A 17,299-nucleotide genomic window follows, 5' to 3' on the forward strand; every position below is an offset into this window, starting at 1 on the left:
TTGAAAAAACATTTCTTATGAAAAAATTATGTTTTATTTTGTTGTGTATGATTGCTATAATGCCTGCATCCTTTGCTCAATATAAAGCAGGCAATTCAAGATTATCAGACAGTGCGCTGTTAGATTTGGTACAACAACAAACATTTAAATATTTCTGGAATTTTGCTCATCCCGTTAGTGGTATGGCACGTGAACGCAGCAATGTGGCTTATGATTATGGTGATGAAGTGGTAACTACCGGCGGTACCGGTTTTGGCGTAATGGCTATGATTGTGGCAGCAGACAGGAAATGGGTACCACGTGATACCATTGCTGCAAGGTTGCTGAAAATGATTCGCTTTCTTTCAAAAGCTAATTCCTATCATGGTGTATTTCCACATTGGATGAATGGCACAACCGGTGTTACCATTCCTTTCAGTAGAAAAGATGATGGCGCTGATTTGGTAGAAACAGCTTATTTGTTTCAGGGTTTATTATGTGCCAGGCAATATTTTACAAATGATAATGCAGTAGAAACAGAAATCAGAAACCGTATTAATTGGTTATGGAATGATATAGAATGGAACTGGTTCACCAAAGGCGGACAAACAATTTTGTATTGGCACTGGAGCCCCAACAATGGATGGGCCATGAATTTTCCGATACGTGGTTTTAATGAATGTTTAATTACTTATGTGCTGGCTGCATCTGGAACCCGATATCCCGTTTCTGCCGATGTGTATCATCAGGGCTGGGTACAAAGCGATTTTTTTAAAAATGGTAAACAGTTTTATGGTATTACCCTGCCATTGGGTTTTGATGGTGGTGGGCCATTATTTTTTTCTCAATACTCATTTCTGGGGCTTGACCCTCGTGGTTTAAAAGACCACTATGCTAATTATTGGGAACAAAATCGCAATCATACATTAATTAATCATGCCTATTGTTTGGCTAATCCAAAGCAGTTTAAAGGCTATGGGCCCAATTGCTGGGGCTTAACCGCCTGCGATACCTACAATGGTTACAATGCTTTTTCACCTACAAATGATGCGGGTACCATTGCGCCAACTGCAGCTTTGTCTGCTTTTCCCTATACGCCCGAATATTCAATGAAAGCATTGCGTTTTTTTTATGATAGTCTTGGCTCAAAACTTTGGGGTGAATATGGTTTTAAAGATGCATTTAATTTATCAAAAAACTGGTTTGCTTCTTCCTATCTGGCAATTGATGAAGGCCCAATAGTGGTAATGATTGAAAATTATAGAACCGGATTGTTATGGAAATTATTCATGAGCTGTAAAGAAGTACAGGGAGGGTTAATAAAATTAGGTTTCCAAAGCCCATGGTTGCAACAGAAAAATAATTAAACAATGAAAGTTAAATTTTTTTCGCTTTTGATAATATTGTGCTTTGTACATGGCGTACAAGCGCAATGGCAACAGAAAACTTATTGTAATCCTATTAATATTGATTATGGTTATACACCCATTCCAAATTTTAGTGAGGCCGGCCGTCACCGTGCAACTGCCGATCCGGTAATTGTTCGCTATAAGAATGATTATTATTTGTTTTCTACCAATCAGTGGGGTTATTGGTGGAGTACTGATATGTTACACTGGAATTTTGTTTCCCGTAAATTTTTGCGTCCCTGGAATGCTGGCTATGATGAGCTTTGCGCTCCTGCTGTTGCTGTATTAAGCGATACAATGATTGTATTTGGCTCTACTTATACTTCAAATTTTTCTGTTTGGATGAGCACTAATCCTAAAGCAAATGAATGGAAACCTTTGGTTGATTCCTTTGCAATTGGTGGATGGGACCCCGATTTTTTTGTAGATACAGATGGTAAATTGTACATGTATAATGGTAGCAGCAACCGATATCCGTTATACGGTATTGAATTAAACAGGAATAATCTGGCACCTATGGGTTCCAGAAAAGAAATGTATTTATTGGAACCCTGGCGTTATGGATGGCAACGTTTTGGTGAGTATATGGACAATACCTTTTTAGATCCATTTATTGAAGGTGCCTGGATGACAAAACACAATAACAAATATTATTTACAATACGGCGCACCGGGTACTGAATTTAGTGGCTATGCTGATGGTGTGGTTGTGGGTGAACATCCTTTAGGTCCTTTTACGCCACAATCTGATCCGCTTTCATTTAAACCCGGAGGTTTTGCCCATGGTGCCGGTCATGGCAGCACTTTTCAGGATGCATGGAATAACTGGTGGCATGTTTCAACCATGGTTATTAGTGTTAAAAACAATTTTGAAAGAAGGTTGGGAATATGGCCTGCCGGTTTTGATGAAGATGATGTGATATATTGTAACACTTCATTTGGCGATTATCCACATTATTTACCCAATGTAATTAAAAACAGTAACCATGCTACTTTAAACGGTAGTGGCTTTACGGGATGGATGTTGCTGAATTACAACAAACCTGTTCAGGTATCTTCAACATTGGGTGCGTTTGAGCCGAATAATGCTGTAGATGAAAATATTAAAACCTACTGGAGTGCCGCTACCGGCAAAAAAGGAGAATGGATTCAAACAGATTTGGGCGCTCAGGATTCTGTATATGCCATTCAAATCAACTATGCCGATCAAAATGTAGACAGTAGTTTTTTAGGAAAACAATCCGGCTCTTTCCATCAATATAAATTGTATCAGTCCGCAGATGGCAGGAATTGGACTGTTTTAGTAGATAAATCTTTGAATACATCTGATATACCACATGATTATGTAGAACTACCAACACCGGTGCAAACCCGTTTTATAAAATTAGAAAACATACATATGCCTACGGGAAAATTTGCTATTAGTGGATTGCGTGTTTTTGGAAAAGGAATGGGTAGTGTTCCCGATTCTGTTAAAAACTTTATTGTTTTGAGAACAGAAAAAGACAAGCGGAGTGGCTGGCTGAAATGGCAAACCGTTAATAATGCCTATGCATATAATATTTATTTTGGAACACAGCCTGATAAGCTTTACAATTCAATTATGGTATATAACCAAAATGAGTATTGGTACAAAGGAATGGATAAAGAAAAGCCTTATTATTTTGCCATTGAAGCCTTGAATGAAAATGGAATATCGCAAAGAACAAAACCTGTTCTTGTAAAATAAATTTGCATTACCCAAAAATACAAAGTATGAAAAAAACGTCTTTATTATTCGCTGTTGTGATGATGTTCAATTATTCTGCAATAGCACAGCAATTACCTGCTTCGGTTAAAATGCACCAATTCATTGAAAAATTAATGCAGCAAATGACGCTGGAAGAAAAAATTGGGCAGTTGAATTTGCTGACACCCGGAGGAGGTATTCCAACCGGCGCCGTAGTAAGCACTGATGTAGAAACCAAAATTAAAAACGGACAGGTGGGTGGTTTATTTGGTGTAATTGGCGCCGATAAGGTATTACAGGCACAGCGGCTGGCAGTGGAAAAATCCAGGTTACACATTCCCTTAATTTTTGGTTCTGATGTGATTCATGGTCATAAAACAACTTTCCCTATTCCATTAGGCCTGGCTTGTAGTTGGGATACCACTTTAATTAAACAAACTGCCCGTGCTGCAGCAATTGAAGCTACTGCAGATGGATTGAGTTGGGCCTTTTCGCCCATGGTAGATATATGCCGCGATCCCCGTTGGGGCCGTATCGCGGAAGGTGCAGGGGAAGATGCTTTTTTAGGCAGCGCTATTGCCGGTGCCATGGTGCGTGGTTATCAAAACAATAATCTTCAGCAAGATAATACCGTTATGGCTTGTGTAAAGCATTTTGCATTATACGGTGCTGCTGAAGGTGGCCGTGATTATAATACGGTAGATATGAGCCGCATCAGAATGTATAATGAATATTTACCCCCTTATAAAGCTGCTATCGATGCCGGTGCAGGTAGTGTAATGAGTTCGTTTAATGTAATTGATGATGTTCCGGCAACGAGTAACCGTTGGTTGTTAACCGATTTATTGCGTAAGCAATGGCAATTTAATGGATTTGTGGTGAGCGATTATACATCTGTAAATGAAATGGAAGCACATGGTTTGGGAAATTTGCAACAGGTTGCTGCATTAGCGTTAAAAGCAGGGTTAGATATGGATATGGTGGGAGAAGGTTTTTTAACCACTTTAAAAAAATCATTACAGGAAGGCAAAGTAACCTTGAATGATATTAATACTGCCTGTAGAAGAGTGCTGGAAGCCAAATATAAATTAGGATTGTTTAACAACCCATATCGTAATGTTTCAGCCAACAGAGCATCTGTTATTTTATCGCCCGAACATATAGCACTTTCCCGAAAAGCTGCTGCCAAAGCTTGTGTATTATTAAAAAACAACAATAGCGTATTGCCTTTACAACATACCGGTACCATTGCCTTGGTTGGTCCTTTGGCTGATAGCCGAAGAAATATGCTGGGTACCTGGAGTGTTTCCGGTGACTGGCATCATGCAGTTACTTTGAAGGAAGGAATGGAAAATGTGGCCGGCCAACAGGTGAAAATTGTTTATGCCAAAGGCGCTAATATTTCAGATGATACCCTCTTCAATAAAAAAGTAAATGTATTTGGACCTGAAATTGAAATGGGGCCTACATCATCAGATGCCATGATTCAGGAAGCAGTGGCCGCTGCTATGCAAGCAGATGTGGTGGTGGCTGCATTAGGTGAAGCTGCCGATATGTCGGGTGAATCATCCAGCAGGGCTGATATAGGGTTACCCGAAAGTCAGCAAAAACTATTGCATGCACTGGTGCAAACCGGAAAGCCGGTAGTAATTGTGTTATTTAACGGAAGGCCTATGACGTTGGTAAAAGAAAGCCAAATGGCTACAGCCATTGTAGATGTATGGTTTGGTGGCACCGAAGCCGGCAATGGTATTGCAGATGTGTTGTTTGGCCATGAAAATCCTTCCGGGAAATTAACCGCTTCTTTCCCTTATAGTGTAGGGCAAATTCCGGTGTATTACAATCACTTAAATACAGGCAGGCCTTATGTTTTAGGTGGCCCAACCAAATTTAAATCAGACTATTTAGATATTCCTAACGCACCCCTGTTTCCGTTTGGTTTTGGATTAAGTTATACACGTTTTCATTATTCCCCGGTTACTTTATCTGACATTAATTTGAAAAATGGAAGAACCATTCATGCATCAGTAAATGTTACGAATACCGGTAATTATGATGGGGAGGAAGTGGTACAACTATACCTGCGTGATGAAGTGGCTTCTATTAGCCGACCGGTTAAAATGTTGAAAGGATTTCAAAAAATATTTTTAAAAAAGGGCGAAACCAAAACAGTTGACTTTCCGATAACGATTGATGTATTAAAGTTTTATAACAGCCAGTTAAAATATGTTACTGAGCCCGGAAAATATGAAGTGATGATTGGTACCAACAGTAATGAAGTGCAAACAGCTTCATTTACACTATTCAATAATTAAAAATTTGTGGTAGTCGTTTTTGTTAGATAGGGCCTGTTGCAATTACTTGCAATGGCCCTTTTTGTGCTATCAATGATTGGGTTTTATTTGTAGCGTTATTTTCTTTATCTTTTCTTTGAAATTAATTGATATGCAGCCGAATGATTTGTCTTTTCTCAATGATTTAAGAACGAATTTTCAATCAGGGGTTACCAAAACTTATGCTTTTAGAAAGCAGCAGTTACTGAATTTAAAAGCAGCCGTTCTTCAATTTGAAAATGACTTGTATACTGCGCTGGAAGCTGATTTAAAAAAAAGCAGGGAAGAAGCCTGGGTTACGGAAATTGGGATGGTGGTGGCTGAAATAAATCATGCTCTGCACCATTTAAAAAATTGGATAAAGCCAAAAATTGTTGGTACTAATTTAGCGAATCTGCCTTCTTCCAGTAAACTATATGCAGAACCTTGGGGCGTTGTATTAATCATTGCGCCATGGAACTATCCGGTTCAATTATTATTAAGTCCATTAGTAGGCACCATTGCTGCCGGTAATGTGGCGGTGGTAAAACCGAGTGAGTTTGCGGAGGCAACTGCAAATGTGTTACAAAAAATAATTGATACCACTTTTTCTAAAAATTATATTGCTTGCATTCAGGGAGATGGTGCTGTTGTGGTACCTGCTCTGATACGTTCATTTACATTCGATTATATTTTTTATACCGGCAGCACAGCCGTGGGTAAAATTATTTATAAAATGGCTGCTGAAAACTTAGTACCTGTTACCTTAGAATTGGGAGGTAAAAGCCCTTGTTTGGTGGATAAAGATGCAAATATAGCTGTTGCTGCAAAGCGGATTGCAGTAACTAAATTTTCCAACTGTGGTCAAATGTGCGTGGCACCAGATTATGTTATGGTACACCAATCTGTCTATGATGCGTTTGTGCAGGAATTGAAAAAAGTGATTCAACAATTTTTTGGGGATGATGTTGCCGGTAGTCCTGATTATGGTAAAATGATTAATGAAAAACAGTGGAATAGAGTAGTGGGCTATTTGGAACAGGGAACGGTATTAGAGGGTGGCACCTTTCAAAAAGAAAATCTTTATATAGCGCCAAGTTTATTAGCTGTTACTGATTTAAACGGGGCTGTGATGAAAGAAGAAATTTTTGGCCCGGTTTTACCTGTTATTCCCTTTCATACACCTGAAGAAGTAGATAATATCATCTCCGCAAACCCAAATCCGCTGGCGTTTTATGTGTTTACGCAATCCCAAAAAAATGCCGAAGATTGGATACAAAAAATACCATCAGGTGGTGCCTGCATTAATAATGCCAGTTGGCATTTAACCAATCCTAACCTGCCTTTTGGCGGCAGGGGTGCCAGTGGTATTGGCTTATACCATGGAAAATATTCCTTTGATACCTTCAGTCATAAAAAAGCGGTAATGCAAACGCCGGTTTGGTTTGATCCGGCTATCAAATACCCGCCTTTTAAAGGAAAGCTGAAACTCTTTAAATGGCTGATTCGGTAAATGATGCGTTTTTTTGAACAACATCCATCAATGATGTGTTGCATTGTTAGTACATTTTAAAATATAGTATGACAGTAAAACAAAGTTTGTTGAAATGGATATATCCCATTACCATGCAAATAGGTAAGTGGATGCCGGATAAAAAAAATTATCTGGTCAATTTACAACAAGTGATACCGCCGGTAGATTTTTACACTTTGCACGCCATTCAATCTGATGGCTCCGTTTTCAACTTTTCATCTTTACACGGGGAAAAAGTATTACTGGTAAATACTGCCAGTAATTGCGGTTTTACGGCGCAGTATAATGCGTTACAGAAATTATATGAAACTTATAAAGACCGGTTGATCATCCTGGCATTTCCATCCAATGATTTTAAAAATCAGGAACCGGATACGGATGCCAATATTAAAAATTTTTGCAGCTTGCATTACGGAGTACAATTTCAGTTAATGCAAAAATCGGTTGTGGTAAAATCTCAGGTGCAGCATCCTGTGTTTCAATGGTTGAGTGATGCGAACAGGAATGGATGGAATAATCAGGCACCAGTTTGGAATTTTAATAAATACCTTGTGAATGAAGCAGGTATGTTAACGCACTATTTTTCTTCTTTTGTTTCGCCTTTATCTCCTAAATTTTTGGCCGCTATTAAACAGTGATGCTGTAATTGCCGCTTGCCGCATAGCGATAGGAACGTACAAGTGTGCGACGCAACAGGCGCTGCACCACGATTTGTTGCCGGTAACATAATATTATACCGGGCATTTCTCGTGATAGTTAATCAGTTCAATGGGTGTGCGCTCAAAACTGTACCCTTCATAATTCTGTTCAATTTCAGATAAGATGGCAATAATTTCTTCTGTTTCTTTTACGGTCACCAATCTGTTGCGGTACTCTTTAATGCCCGGTAAGCCTTTTAAATAATTGGCGTAGTGGCGGCGCATTTCATTAATGCCAACGATGGGACCCTTCCATTCAACCGATTTTAAAAGATGGTTTTTACAAACGTCAATCCGTTCCCGTATAGTTGGTGAAGGTAATACTGTTTGTGTTTCGAAATAATGTTTAATTTCACGAAAAATCCAGGGATAGCCAATAGCGGCGCGGCCAATCATGATGCCATCTACACCATACCTGTTTTTGTATTCAAATGCTTTTTCGGGTGAGTCAATATCGCCATTTCCAAAAATGGGAATTTTGATGCGGGGATTATTTTTTACTTTGGCAATCAGCGTCCAGTCGGCTTCTCCCTTATACATTTGTGAACGGGTGCGGCCATGAATGGCTAATGCTTTAATGCCCGCATCCTGCAAGCGTTCTGCTACTTCTTCAATATTTTTAGATTGCTCATCCCAACCCAAACGGGTTTTAACAGTTACCGGCAAATGCGTAGATTTTACAACGGATTCGGTCAGGCGTACCATTAAATCAACATCTTTTAAAACGCCGGCTCCGGCACCTTTGCTGACTACTTTTTTAACCGGGCAACCAAAGTTAATGTCAACCAAATCGGGTTGTACGGTTTCCACAATTTTAGCACTGAGCGCCATGGCTTCTTCATCGCCGCCAAAAATTTGTATGCCAATGGGGCGTTCGTAATCAAATATGTCTAATTTTCTTCTGCTTTTAATGGCATCACGAATCAATCCTTCACTCGATATAAATTCGGTGTACATTAAGTCTGCCCCATTCTCTTTACATACTGCCCTAAAAGGAGGATCGCTCACATCTTCCATAGGAGCCAGCAATAAAGGGGAGGCCGGTAAGCTGATGTTTCCTATTTTTACCATTCCATTAAAAATTAATTGGTTGGTTAACAACCAAAGCGCAAATTTACAATCTTACAGATAAATTATGGATATGATTGAAAATACAACACCGGCACATGATGGTTTTGATGCCTTTACAGCAGAAAAGCCGGTTTTACGTAGTAGTAAAATTTCTTATTTTGGGCAGTTGGCCATTTTGATTGGCTTTGCGGGAATGGGTATTGTAGTGAGTAGTGTATTGGCAGTAATTATTTGGATGATGATGACGCACCAATCGTTTACCAGCATGGCTACCGATATTTTATTACCGGCTTATGCCAATGCAGCCAAACTAATTCAGTTGGTAATGTCTTTTTGTATGTTTTTTTTGCCGGCATATTTTTTATCATTGTTATTGAGCCGCAAGCCTTTGCAATACATGCAATATAATCGTAAAATAAGTATTCGTCAGGTATATTTGGTGATTGCAATGGTATTTGCGGGTTTGTTTTTAAGTGGTGCATTAACGCAGCTCAACCAAATTATTCCCATTCCACACAAATGGGAAGTGAGTTTTAAAGCAATGGAAAAAGCATATACCGATGGCGTGAAAGGGATGGCTTCCATGAAAAATTTTGGCGATTACCTGTACACATTGTTCGTTATTGCCATTGCGCCGGCCATTTTTGAAGAAACTTTTTTCAGAGGAGGGTTACAAAATATTCTGGTAAAATGGACTAAAAATGCGGCAGTAGGCATCATTATTACCAGTATCATTTTCAGTGCAGCGCACACCAGCTATTATGGTTTTTTACCCCGTTTTGGACTGGGCATTATTTTAGGCTATATTTATTATTACGGTAAAAATATATGGCTCAATATTTTGTTGCATTTTTTGAACAATGGCTTTGCTGTTACCATGTTGTATTTTGCTACCAAAAACGGACAGTTAAAAGAAGATGCTTTGGATGATACAACTTTTCCCTGGTATATTGGCATTGCAGCCGTTATAGCGTTAGTAGCATTATTTAAGTACTTTAAGCAGGTTACACCAACGCAGCAATCATTGGTATAAACTTTTTTTATGAAGGATAAACCCTCCTGGTATTTGTTATTCAGTACACAAAATTTTCCGAAAGCCAGCATTATAAAAGGGGTTTTGGAAGAAAACAGTATTCCGGTTCAGGTGCTGAATAAATTAGACAGCAGTTACCTGATATTCGGACAAATTGAAATTTATGTGCCCATGCATTTGAAAGATGTGGCACAGCATTTATTACAACAGTCGCTTTTAAATTAATTGAACGAATTGCTATGGCATTGAACCTGCAAACATTTAAAACCCGCACACTTACCGCATTGCTTTTTGTTATGATTATGCTGTCCGGGTTACTGATTAATCAGTGGAGTTTTTTTATATTATTTACCCTTATTCATTTTGGCTGCTGGCATGAGTATCAGCAATTAATTAAAAAAATATATCCGCCCTACAATGGTATTGGGTGGGTGCATGAATATGGAGTTATGTTTTTGGGATGGTGCTTTATGGTTTGGCGTTTTCATAACCCTTTTCCATTGGGCCAGGTAACCATGTATGGTTTGGGATGGTATTTGTTTTTATTAATGGCTGTTTTTTTAATGGCCAAAGAAATTGTGTTTAAGAAGGAAATAGATCTTAAAATAATCGGGTATTCCTTTTTGGGGCTTATTTATATATCATTGAGCTGGAGTTTAATGATGGATATTCGAATTGGTTTTTGGCCTGTAGCCGGTAGTAATAACGTACAAATTTTTCCGGGGCTTGCCATTGTATTGCTATTGATTGGTACCATCTGGATCAATGATACCATGGCCTATTTGGTGGGTTCCTTTATCGGTAAAAGGCCGCTTTCTGCTATTTCTCCCCAAAAAACCTGGGAAGGTACCATTGGTGGGGCTATTATAGCCATAATTGTAGCTACTTTTCTGGGTATTCAGTTTACAGGTATTTCGCTAAACATTGCATGGGGTATTACCATTATTGCTACGGTGGCCGGAACTTTCGGCGATTTGTTGGAGAGCAAATTAAAACGAATGGCGGGTGTAAAAGACAGTGGACAAATTATGCCGGGGCATGGTGGTTTTTTAGACCGGTTCGATTCCTTGTTACTGGCTACGCCCATTGTTTGGCTTTTTTTATGGGCAATGAGTGAATTCCCTCTTTAAACTAACAGTATGAACTTTCATTTGGTGCTAACGTTAGTTAGTGTATTTTTGCAGCATGGGAAGAATTAAAACCGACACCAATAACTCTCGTAAAGAAGTAATTGTAGCCAAAGCCGCTACTTTATTCAAAGAAAAAGGTTACAAAGCAGCCAGTATGCGTGAACTGGCTGATATTGTTGGCGTAGAAGCCGCCAGCCTTTACAACCATATTAAAAGCAAAAGTGAATTATTACACGAAATATGTTTTAGTGTAGCCAATCGCTATGGGCATTTTATGGAAACAGTAGAAGCTGAAACTTGCAGTAGTATCGAAAAAATAGAAAAGATTCTCCGTTTTCATATACATGGCATGATTAATCATTTTGATGAAGTATATGTGAGCGATCGGGAATGGAAATACCTTGAAGATCCCTATCTGTCTAATTTCCAAAATCAGCGGCGTACTTATCGCAAACGTTTTGCTGCCATTATAGAATCGGGTATTCAAAAAAAAGAAATAAAGCCCATCGATGCAACTACAGCGGTGCTGATTATGTTGCATGCCATCAGCGGCATTGAAAGCTGGCACAGAAGTAAACAGCGCATTAGTGGTGATGTATTAGAAGAAAATATGATTACCATTCTGGTAGGCGGATTGAAAAATTAATGGATAGTACTCAATCAACCAGTTTCCCCAAATCATTAATTAAATCATTCGTTGTGGCACATTTTTATCCGGTAAAAGTGAATGAAGTATACCATGATACCGATACGGCTGTTGTAATTGGTTTCGATATTCCAGATGAACTGAAGGCTGCATTTGCATTTACCGCAGGTCAGTACATTAACCTCCGGACATATATCAATGAGGAAGAAGTCAGGCGATCTTATTCACTGTGTTCTGCTCCTTCCGAACAACGGTGGCGCATTGCTGTAAAATTGTTGCCGGATGGTATTTTTTCAAATTATGCATTTCATTGTTTAAAATCCGGCGATAGTATTGAACTGATGCCCCCCATGGGTAAATTTTTTACCCCTTTACATCCCGAACAGCAAAAAAAATATGTTGCATTTGCTGCAGGAAGTGGTATTACGCCCATTTTATCCATCATTACCGCTACTCTGCAAACCGAAACTAAAAGTAGCTTTACATTAGTGTATGGCAATAAAAGCCGTGCTGATATGCTATTTAAAGAAGCCTTGGAAGCACTGAAAAATAAATACATGGATCGTTTTATACTTATACCTGTTTTTAGTAGGGAAAGAGTAGAAAGTCCATTGAACGAAGGACGCATTGATGCGCCAAAATGTGCTGTTTTAGCCAAACAGGCAATTGATCTTTCTGCCAGCGAATTTTTTATTTGCGGCCCTTTTGAAATGATTACCATTGTTAAAGATTTTTTGCTGCAAAAAGGTATTGCTGAGCAACATATTCATTTTGAGCTGTTTACTGCCTTGCATGCCAAACCAAGAACTGCAGCTATTGTTTATCAGGTGAATAAAAGTGTGTCTGCCAGTAAAGTTACCTTACAGTTAGACGGGCGTAGTTTTCAATTTCCATTGGCTGCTAATGGCATGAGTATTTTAGATGCAGCCCAGCAACAGGGCGCCGATGTGCCTTATGCCTGCAAAGGTGGTGTATGTTCAACCTGTCGTGCTAAACTATTAAAAGGTAAGGTAAATATGGAGGTAAATTATGCCTTGGAGCCTGATGAAGTGGCTGCGGGTTTTATACTTACCTGCCAAAGTCATCCTGCTTCTGATGAAGTTTGGGTAGATTATGATGCTAAATAAACTAACAATTGTTAGTAAATAGCCTGTATTTTTCTTATATTTGAAATCTAAATGGTTGGTTATGGATACAACAAAATTATCAGAGCAGTTTCAGCAAAAAATAGATAAGGATATAAAAATTGAGCCGCAGGATTGGATGCCGGATGAATATCGCAAAACATTAATTCGCCAAATATCGCAACATGCTCACAGCGAAGTGGTGGGTATGTTACCCGAAGGAAATTGGATTACCCGTGCCCCATCACTCAGGCGAAAAGCCATTTTATTGGCCAAAGTGCAGGATGAAGCCGGCCATGGCCTCTATCTGTATGCTGCTGCCGAAACACTGGGTATTACTCGCGACGAAATGTATCAGCAGTTACACAGCGGCAAAGCAAAATATTCTTCCATATTTAATTATCCCACCCTCACCTGGGCCGATATGGGTGCCATTGGCTGGCTGGTAGATGGGGCTGCCATCATGAATCAGGTGCCTTTATCGCGCTGCTCTTATGGGCCTTATGCCCGTGCAATGGTAAGGGTTTGTAAGGAAGAGAGTTTTCATCAGCGGCAGGGTTTCGAAATTCTTTTAACTTTATCGAAAGGCAATGCTGCACAACGTAAAATGTGTCAGGATGCCATCAACCGTTGGTGGTGGCCTTCGTTAATGATGTTTGGGCCTTCCGATAATGATTCACCACATACTGCGCAAAGCATGCAGTGGAAAATTAAACGATTTACCAACGATGAGTTGCGCCAAAAATTTGTAGATGTATGTGCTGAACAGGTAAAGTTTTTGGGAATGACCTTGCCCGATAAAGATTTAAAATGGAATGAAGCAAAACAGCACTATGATTTTGGTGCCATTAACTGGGATGAATTTTGGAATGTGGTAAAAGGCAATGGCCCCTGTAACAAAGAAAGATTGGCAACCCGTGTACAGGCATGGGAAAATGGTGCCTGGGTTCGGGAAGCTGCTTTAGCGTATGACGAGAAAAAAGCAGCAAGGCAGTACCGTTATAATACAACACAGGTTGAAAGCAAAATGCCTGTAGGATAGTTGAATTCATCATTTTTAAAGTAACTTTTATGTTGCAGTTAATAAAAAAATATTATTATGGCGATTATGGTGAAATTGAAGGGGGTGCTGCCCCGGCCTCTAATTCCCGTGAATGGCCTTTATGGGAAGTATTCATCAGAAGCAAGCAGGGGCTCGATCATAAACATGTGGGTAGTTTACATGCTGCAGATGCTGCTATGGCAATTGAGAATGCCAGAGATGTGTATACCCGCAGAATGGAGGGCATAAGTATTTGGGTGGTTGAAAGTAAATACATTCATGCATCTAATCCCGATGAAGCGGATGCTTTGTACGATCCCGCTAACGATAAAATTTATAGGCATCCCACTTTTTATCAGCTGCCCGATGAATTGAAATATATGTAGTGCCTTGCACCGCCGGTTTTTTAAAAGAATTTTTCATGGAGTCAGATACAATTGTTATGAATGAAACAGCAATTACAGATGCATTGATTGATTGCACACTGCAATTGGCAGATGATAGCTTAATTATGGGACATCGCTGCAGCGAATGGTGTGGGCATGGCCCTGTTCTGGAACAGGATATTGCTTTAACCAATATTGCGTTGGATTATGTAGGGCAATCTCGCAACTTATACCAATATGCAGCTTTGTTATTGGAACAGTTACCCAAAGAAAAGGCACTATCGTTGGTAGATTTTGATATCATACCTGAGTATATAACAGAAGACAGCCTGGCTTATTTACGCGATGTGGGTGCTTTTAAAAATCATTTGTTGTTTGAACAGCCCAACAGTGATTGGGCCCAAACCATACTTAAAATTTTCTTTTTCAGTGTGTATCGGTTTTATCTTTTTCAACAATTACAAAATAATGCTGATGAGCGATTGGCTGCCATTGCAGAAAAATCAATAAAGGAAGTAACCTATCATTTGAAGTGGAGTAGCGAATGGGTGATTCGTTTAGGAGATGGTACTGATGAAAGTAAATTTCGTATGTTGCAGGCCATTGATGCCTTATGGCCTTTTGTGGGCGAATTGTTTGAACCTGCAGGATATGAAACTCTATGCTATCACTCAAATATGCTGACTTTTGAAAGGCTTCGTTCAGATTGGCTGAATAAAATCAATCAAATTTTCGAAACAGCAACCTTGCCACCACAATCAATTGGCTGTTGGCATCAAACCGGTGGAAAAAACGGTTATCATTCTGAACATTTGGGTTATATACTTGCTGAAATGCAATTTTTACAAAGAACTTTTCCCAATGCAATATGGTAAATGTATCCAATCATACTGAAGAAGCAATATGGCAGTTGCTGGAAACGGTAAAAGATCCCGAGGTTCCGGTGCTTTCTGTGGTTGATTTAGGTATTGTAAGAAAGGTTATCATTGAAGATGAAAACACAATTTCAATTGCTGTAACACCAACGTATAGTGGCTGTCCGGCCATGGATGTAATTCGAATGCAATTGCGAATATTGTTATTGGAAAATGGGTTTAAACAGGTAAATATTCAGCAGGTACTGTCACCTGCCTGGACTACAGACTGGATGTCTGAAAAAGGAAAGGAACAACTAAAAGCTTACGGCATTGCCCCACCGCTACCTAAACAAACAGTCTGCCATCCCGATGCTTTTCAGGAAGAAGAAGCCATTCAGTGCCCGTACTGTTTATCTTACCATACCCGTTTGGTTTCCCGATTTGGAAGCACAGCCTGTAAAGCATTGTATCAATGTTTGGATTGCAAAGAACCTTTCGATTATTTTAAATGTCATTAATCAAAAACAATGGCTGAAATTAATTTTGAAATACACAACGGTATAGCCTTTATTACACTAAACAGGCCTGAAAAGTTAAATGCTTTTAATCGATCTATGGCCTTACTGCTGCACGAAAAATTAAATGTTTGTATGGATGCATCTGTTCGCTGTGTATATATTACAGGCGCCGGTAAAGGTTTTTGTGCCGGACAGGATTTGGAAGAAGTAATGGATCCAAATGGTACTGGAATGGATAGGATTTTAAAAGAACAGTTTAATCCTATTATTACCCGATTACAAGAGTTACAAAAACCCGTTGTGGCTGCAGTGAATGGAGTTGCGGCCGGTGCCGGCGCCAATATTGCGCTGGCATGCGATATTGTTGTGGCGCATGAACAAGCATCCTTTATCCAGGCTTTTTCTAAAATAGGATTAATACCCGATAGCGGTGGCACTTTCTTTTTACCGCGTTTAATTGGCTGTCAAAAAGCAATGGCATTGATGCTTTTGGGCGATAAAGTTACTGCTGCCGATGCCTGTAATATGGGTATGATTTATAAAACATTTGCTGCCGATGTATTTGAAACAGCATCCAAACAATTAGCTCTTACCTTAGCCACCATGCCTACCCGGGCATTGGCGTATATTAAACAAGCAGTGCATTTATCTGCCGTTCAAACGCTGGAGCAGCAATTGGCATTGGAAGATCAGTTACAACAAAAAGCGGCCGCTACGAACGATTTTAAAGAAGGCGTAGCCGCTTTTATGCAAAAAAGAGTACCCAATTTTAAAGGCAATTAAATAATTCAACCATGCAAGTGCAAAGTAGTTTTGAACAGGTGGTGCAGCAAATGATGAAAGATGACCTTTTTTCACAATGGCTGGGTATTCAGGTATTGGAGGTAAAAGAAGGGTATAGTAAAATTTCAATGTTGGTAAGGCCAGAAATGATGAACGGTCTGGGTATTGTGCATGGCGGTATTGCCTTTTCGCTTGCCGATAGTGCATTTGCATTTGCCTGTAATAACCGCAACCAATTATCGGTGGCATTAGATACCTCCATTCAATTTTTGAAACCGGTGCATGTGCATGATATATTAACTGCTGAAGCTGTTGAATTACATAATGGAAAAAGTACAGGTTTGTATTTAATTAAAATTTTTAATCAAAACCAACACCTGATTGCTTTATTCAAAGGCACCTGTTTTAGAACCTCAAAAAAAATAATACCATGATTTATCGGTTTCGTCAGCATATACCCGTTATTCATCCTTCTGCATGGGTGCATCCACAGGCAGCCGTAACCGGAAATGTAATGATAGGCAGTGATGTGTATATAGGACCGGGCGCCGCCATTCGGGGCGATTGGGGTAAAATAATCATTGAAGATGGTTGCAATGTGCAGGAAAACTGTACCATACACATGTTTCCCGGTGTAACGGTTGTTTTAAAACAGGGTGCCCACATTGGGCATGGAGCCATTATTCATGGTGCTACTATTGGCGCCAATTGTTTAGTAGGTATGAATGCAGTGATAATGGATAATGTTGTATTGGGTGATGAATGTATTGTTGGGGCATTATCATTCATCAAAGCAGATACTGCATTTGAACGCCGAAGTTTAATTTTTGGCAATCCTGCCAAAAAAATAAAAGAGGTGAGTGATGATATGATGCAATGGAAAACGGAAGGCACAAAATTGTACCAATCACTACCCGCACAAATGCGGGAGCATTGGGCAACTTGTGAAGCCATTACTGAAATTCCGGTTCAGGTTGGAGAACAGGATCGTTCCATTGCTTACAAAACATGGAATGAATCAAAACCCAATCAGTAAATACATTGCCGTA

Annotated in this window: 18 protein-coding genes; 17 read left to right on the top strand and 1 reads right to left on the bottom strand. The window is 39.4% G+C overall.

Features of this window, described 5'->3' with window-relative positions:
- The first annotated feature begins 17 nt into the window (after nt 1-17).
- From EO766_RS08500 to EO766_RS08520, 5 genes are all read left to right on the top strand, one after another.
- Nucleotides 18-1,346 (top strand): glucoamylase family protein, encoded by a 1,329-nt coding sequence (locus tag EO766_RS08500; protein ID WP_218331399.1) that lies wholly within the window; start codon nt 18-20, stop codon nt 1,344-1,346.
- Between the two features lie 3 nt (nt 1,347-1,349).
- Complete coding sequence (locus EO766_RS08505) at nt 1,350-3,116, top strand: family 43 glycosylhydrolase (RefSeq protein WP_218331398.1); 1,767 nt, start codon at nt 1,350-1,352, stop codon at nt 3,114-3,116.
- Between the two features lie 26 nt (nt 3,117-3,142).
- Entirely contained in the window at nt 3,143-5,431 is a 2,289-nt protein-coding gene (gene bglX, locus EO766_RS08510) for a beta-glucosidase BglX (RefSeq protein ID WP_218331397.1), read from the top strand.
- Between the two features lie 130 nt (nt 5,432-5,561).
- Complete coding sequence (locus EO766_RS08515) at nt 5,562-6,941, top strand: aldehyde dehydrogenase (RefSeq protein ID WP_074421273.1); 1,380 nt, start codon at nt 5,562-5,564, stop codon at nt 6,939-6,941.
- Between the two features lie 68 nt (nt 6,942-7,009).
- The gene (locus EO766_RS08520; RefSeq protein ID WP_074421272.1) at nt 7,010-7,600 is read left to right on the top strand and encodes a glutathione peroxidase; all 591 of its coding nucleotides are present in this window, start codon (nt 7,010-7,012) and stop codon (nt 7,598-7,600) included.
- A gap of 93 nt (nt 7,601-7,693) precedes the next feature.
- Here the strand turns inward: EO766_RS08520 and dusB are convergent, their stop codons facing one another.
- Nucleotides 7,694-8,731 carry a tRNA dihydrouridine synthase DusB gene (gene dusB, locus EO766_RS08525; protein WP_074417971.1) on the bottom strand — a complete coding sequence of 346 codons (1,038 nt, stop codon included), beginning with the start codon at nt 8,729-8,731 and terminating at the stop codon, nt 7,694-7,696.
- A gap of 70 nt (nt 8,732-8,801) precedes the next feature.
- On the opposite strand from dusB, the gene EO766_RS08530 reads away from it, so the two are divergent.
- The 12 genes from EO766_RS08530 (at nt 8,802) to EO766_RS08585 (ending at nt 17,286) form a co-directional block, all read left to right on the top strand.
- The gene (locus EO766_RS08530; protein ID WP_287100869.1) at nt 8,802-9,764 is read left to right on the top strand and encodes a CPBP family intramembrane glutamic endopeptidase; all 963 of its coding nucleotides are present in this window, start codon (nt 8,802-8,804) and stop codon (nt 9,762-9,764) included.
- A gap of 9 nt (nt 9,765-9,773) precedes the next feature.
- On the top strand, nt 9,774-9,989 hold the full coding sequence (locus EO766_RS08535; protein WP_068245973.1) for a putative signal transducing protein: 216 nt from the start codon (nt 9,774-9,776) through the stop codon (nt 9,987-9,989).
- A gap of 14 nt (nt 9,990-10,003) precedes the next feature.
- Complete coding sequence (locus EO766_RS08540) at nt 10,004-10,894, top strand: phosphatidate cytidylyltransferase (RefSeq protein WP_074417961.1); 891 nt, start codon at nt 10,004-10,006, stop codon at nt 10,892-10,894.
- A gap of 55 nt (nt 10,895-10,949) precedes the next feature.
- A complete protein-coding gene (locus EO766_RS08545; protein WP_074417960.1) occupies nt 10,950-11,540 on the top strand; it encodes a TetR/AcrR family transcriptional regulator in 591 nt (196 codons plus the stop codon).
- Nucleotides 11,540-12,667: a 1,2-phenylacetyl-CoA epoxidase subunit PaaE gene (gene paaE / locus EO766_RS08550; protein WP_287100870.1), complete on the top strand. Its 1,128-nt coding sequence runs from the start codon at nt 11,540-11,542 to the stop codon at nt 12,665-12,667. The genes EO766_RS08545 and paaE overlap by 1 nt, the downstream gene beginning before the upstream one ends.
- 61 nt (nt 12,668-12,728) lie before the next feature.
- Entirely contained in the window at nt 12,729-13,706 is a 978-nt protein-coding gene (gene paaA / locus EO766_RS08555) for a 1,2-phenylacetyl-CoA epoxidase subunit PaaA (protein ID WP_074417959.1), read from the top strand.
- A 29-nt stretch (nt 13,707-13,735) separates the two neighbouring features.
- A complete protein-coding gene (gene paaB / locus EO766_RS08560; RefSeq protein WP_081300470.1) occupies nt 13,736-14,092 on the top strand; it encodes a 1,2-phenylacetyl-CoA epoxidase subunit PaaB in 357 nt (118 codons plus the stop codon).
- Nucleotides 14,093-14,127: 35 nt separating this feature from the next.
- Nucleotides 14,128-14,967: a 1,2-phenylacetyl-CoA epoxidase subunit PaaC gene (gene paaC, locus EO766_RS08565; protein ID WP_228733218.1), complete on the top strand. Its 840-nt coding sequence runs from the start codon at nt 14,128-14,130 to the stop codon at nt 14,965-14,967.
- Nucleotides 14,961-15,467, top strand: a complete 507-nt coding sequence (paaD, locus tag EO766_RS08570) for a 1,2-phenylacetyl-CoA epoxidase subunit PaaD (RefSeq protein WP_074417958.1) — start codon at nt 14,961-14,963, stop codon at nt 15,465-15,467. The genes paaC and paaD overlap by 7 nt, the downstream gene beginning before the upstream one ends.
- A gap of 9 nt (nt 15,468-15,476) precedes the next feature.
- Nucleotides 15,477-16,250 carry an enoyl-CoA hydratase-related protein gene (locus EO766_RS08575; protein WP_074420179.1) on the top strand — a complete coding sequence of 258 codons (774 nt, stop codon included), beginning with the start codon at nt 15,477-15,479 and terminating at the stop codon, nt 16,248-16,250.
- Between the two features lie 11 nt (nt 16,251-16,261).
- On the top strand, nt 16,262-16,684 hold the full coding sequence (gene paaI / locus EO766_RS08580; RefSeq protein WP_074417956.1) for a hydroxyphenylacetyl-CoA thioesterase PaaI: 423 nt from the start codon (nt 16,262-16,264) through the stop codon (nt 16,682-16,684).
- Nucleotides 16,681-17,286, top strand: a complete 606-nt coding sequence (locus EO766_RS08585) for an acyltransferase (RefSeq protein WP_074420180.1) — start codon at nt 16,681-16,683, stop codon at nt 17,284-17,286. The genes paaI and EO766_RS08585 overlap by 4 nt, the downstream gene beginning before the upstream one ends.
- The last annotated feature ends 13 nt before the right edge of the window (nt 17,287-17,299 follow it).

The sequence above is a fragment of the Hydrotalea sp. AMD genome (assembly GCF_004100315.1).
Classification (GTDB): domain Bacteria; phylum Bacteroidota; class Bacteroidia; order Chitinophagales; family Chitinophagaceae; genus Hydrotalea; species Hydrotalea flava.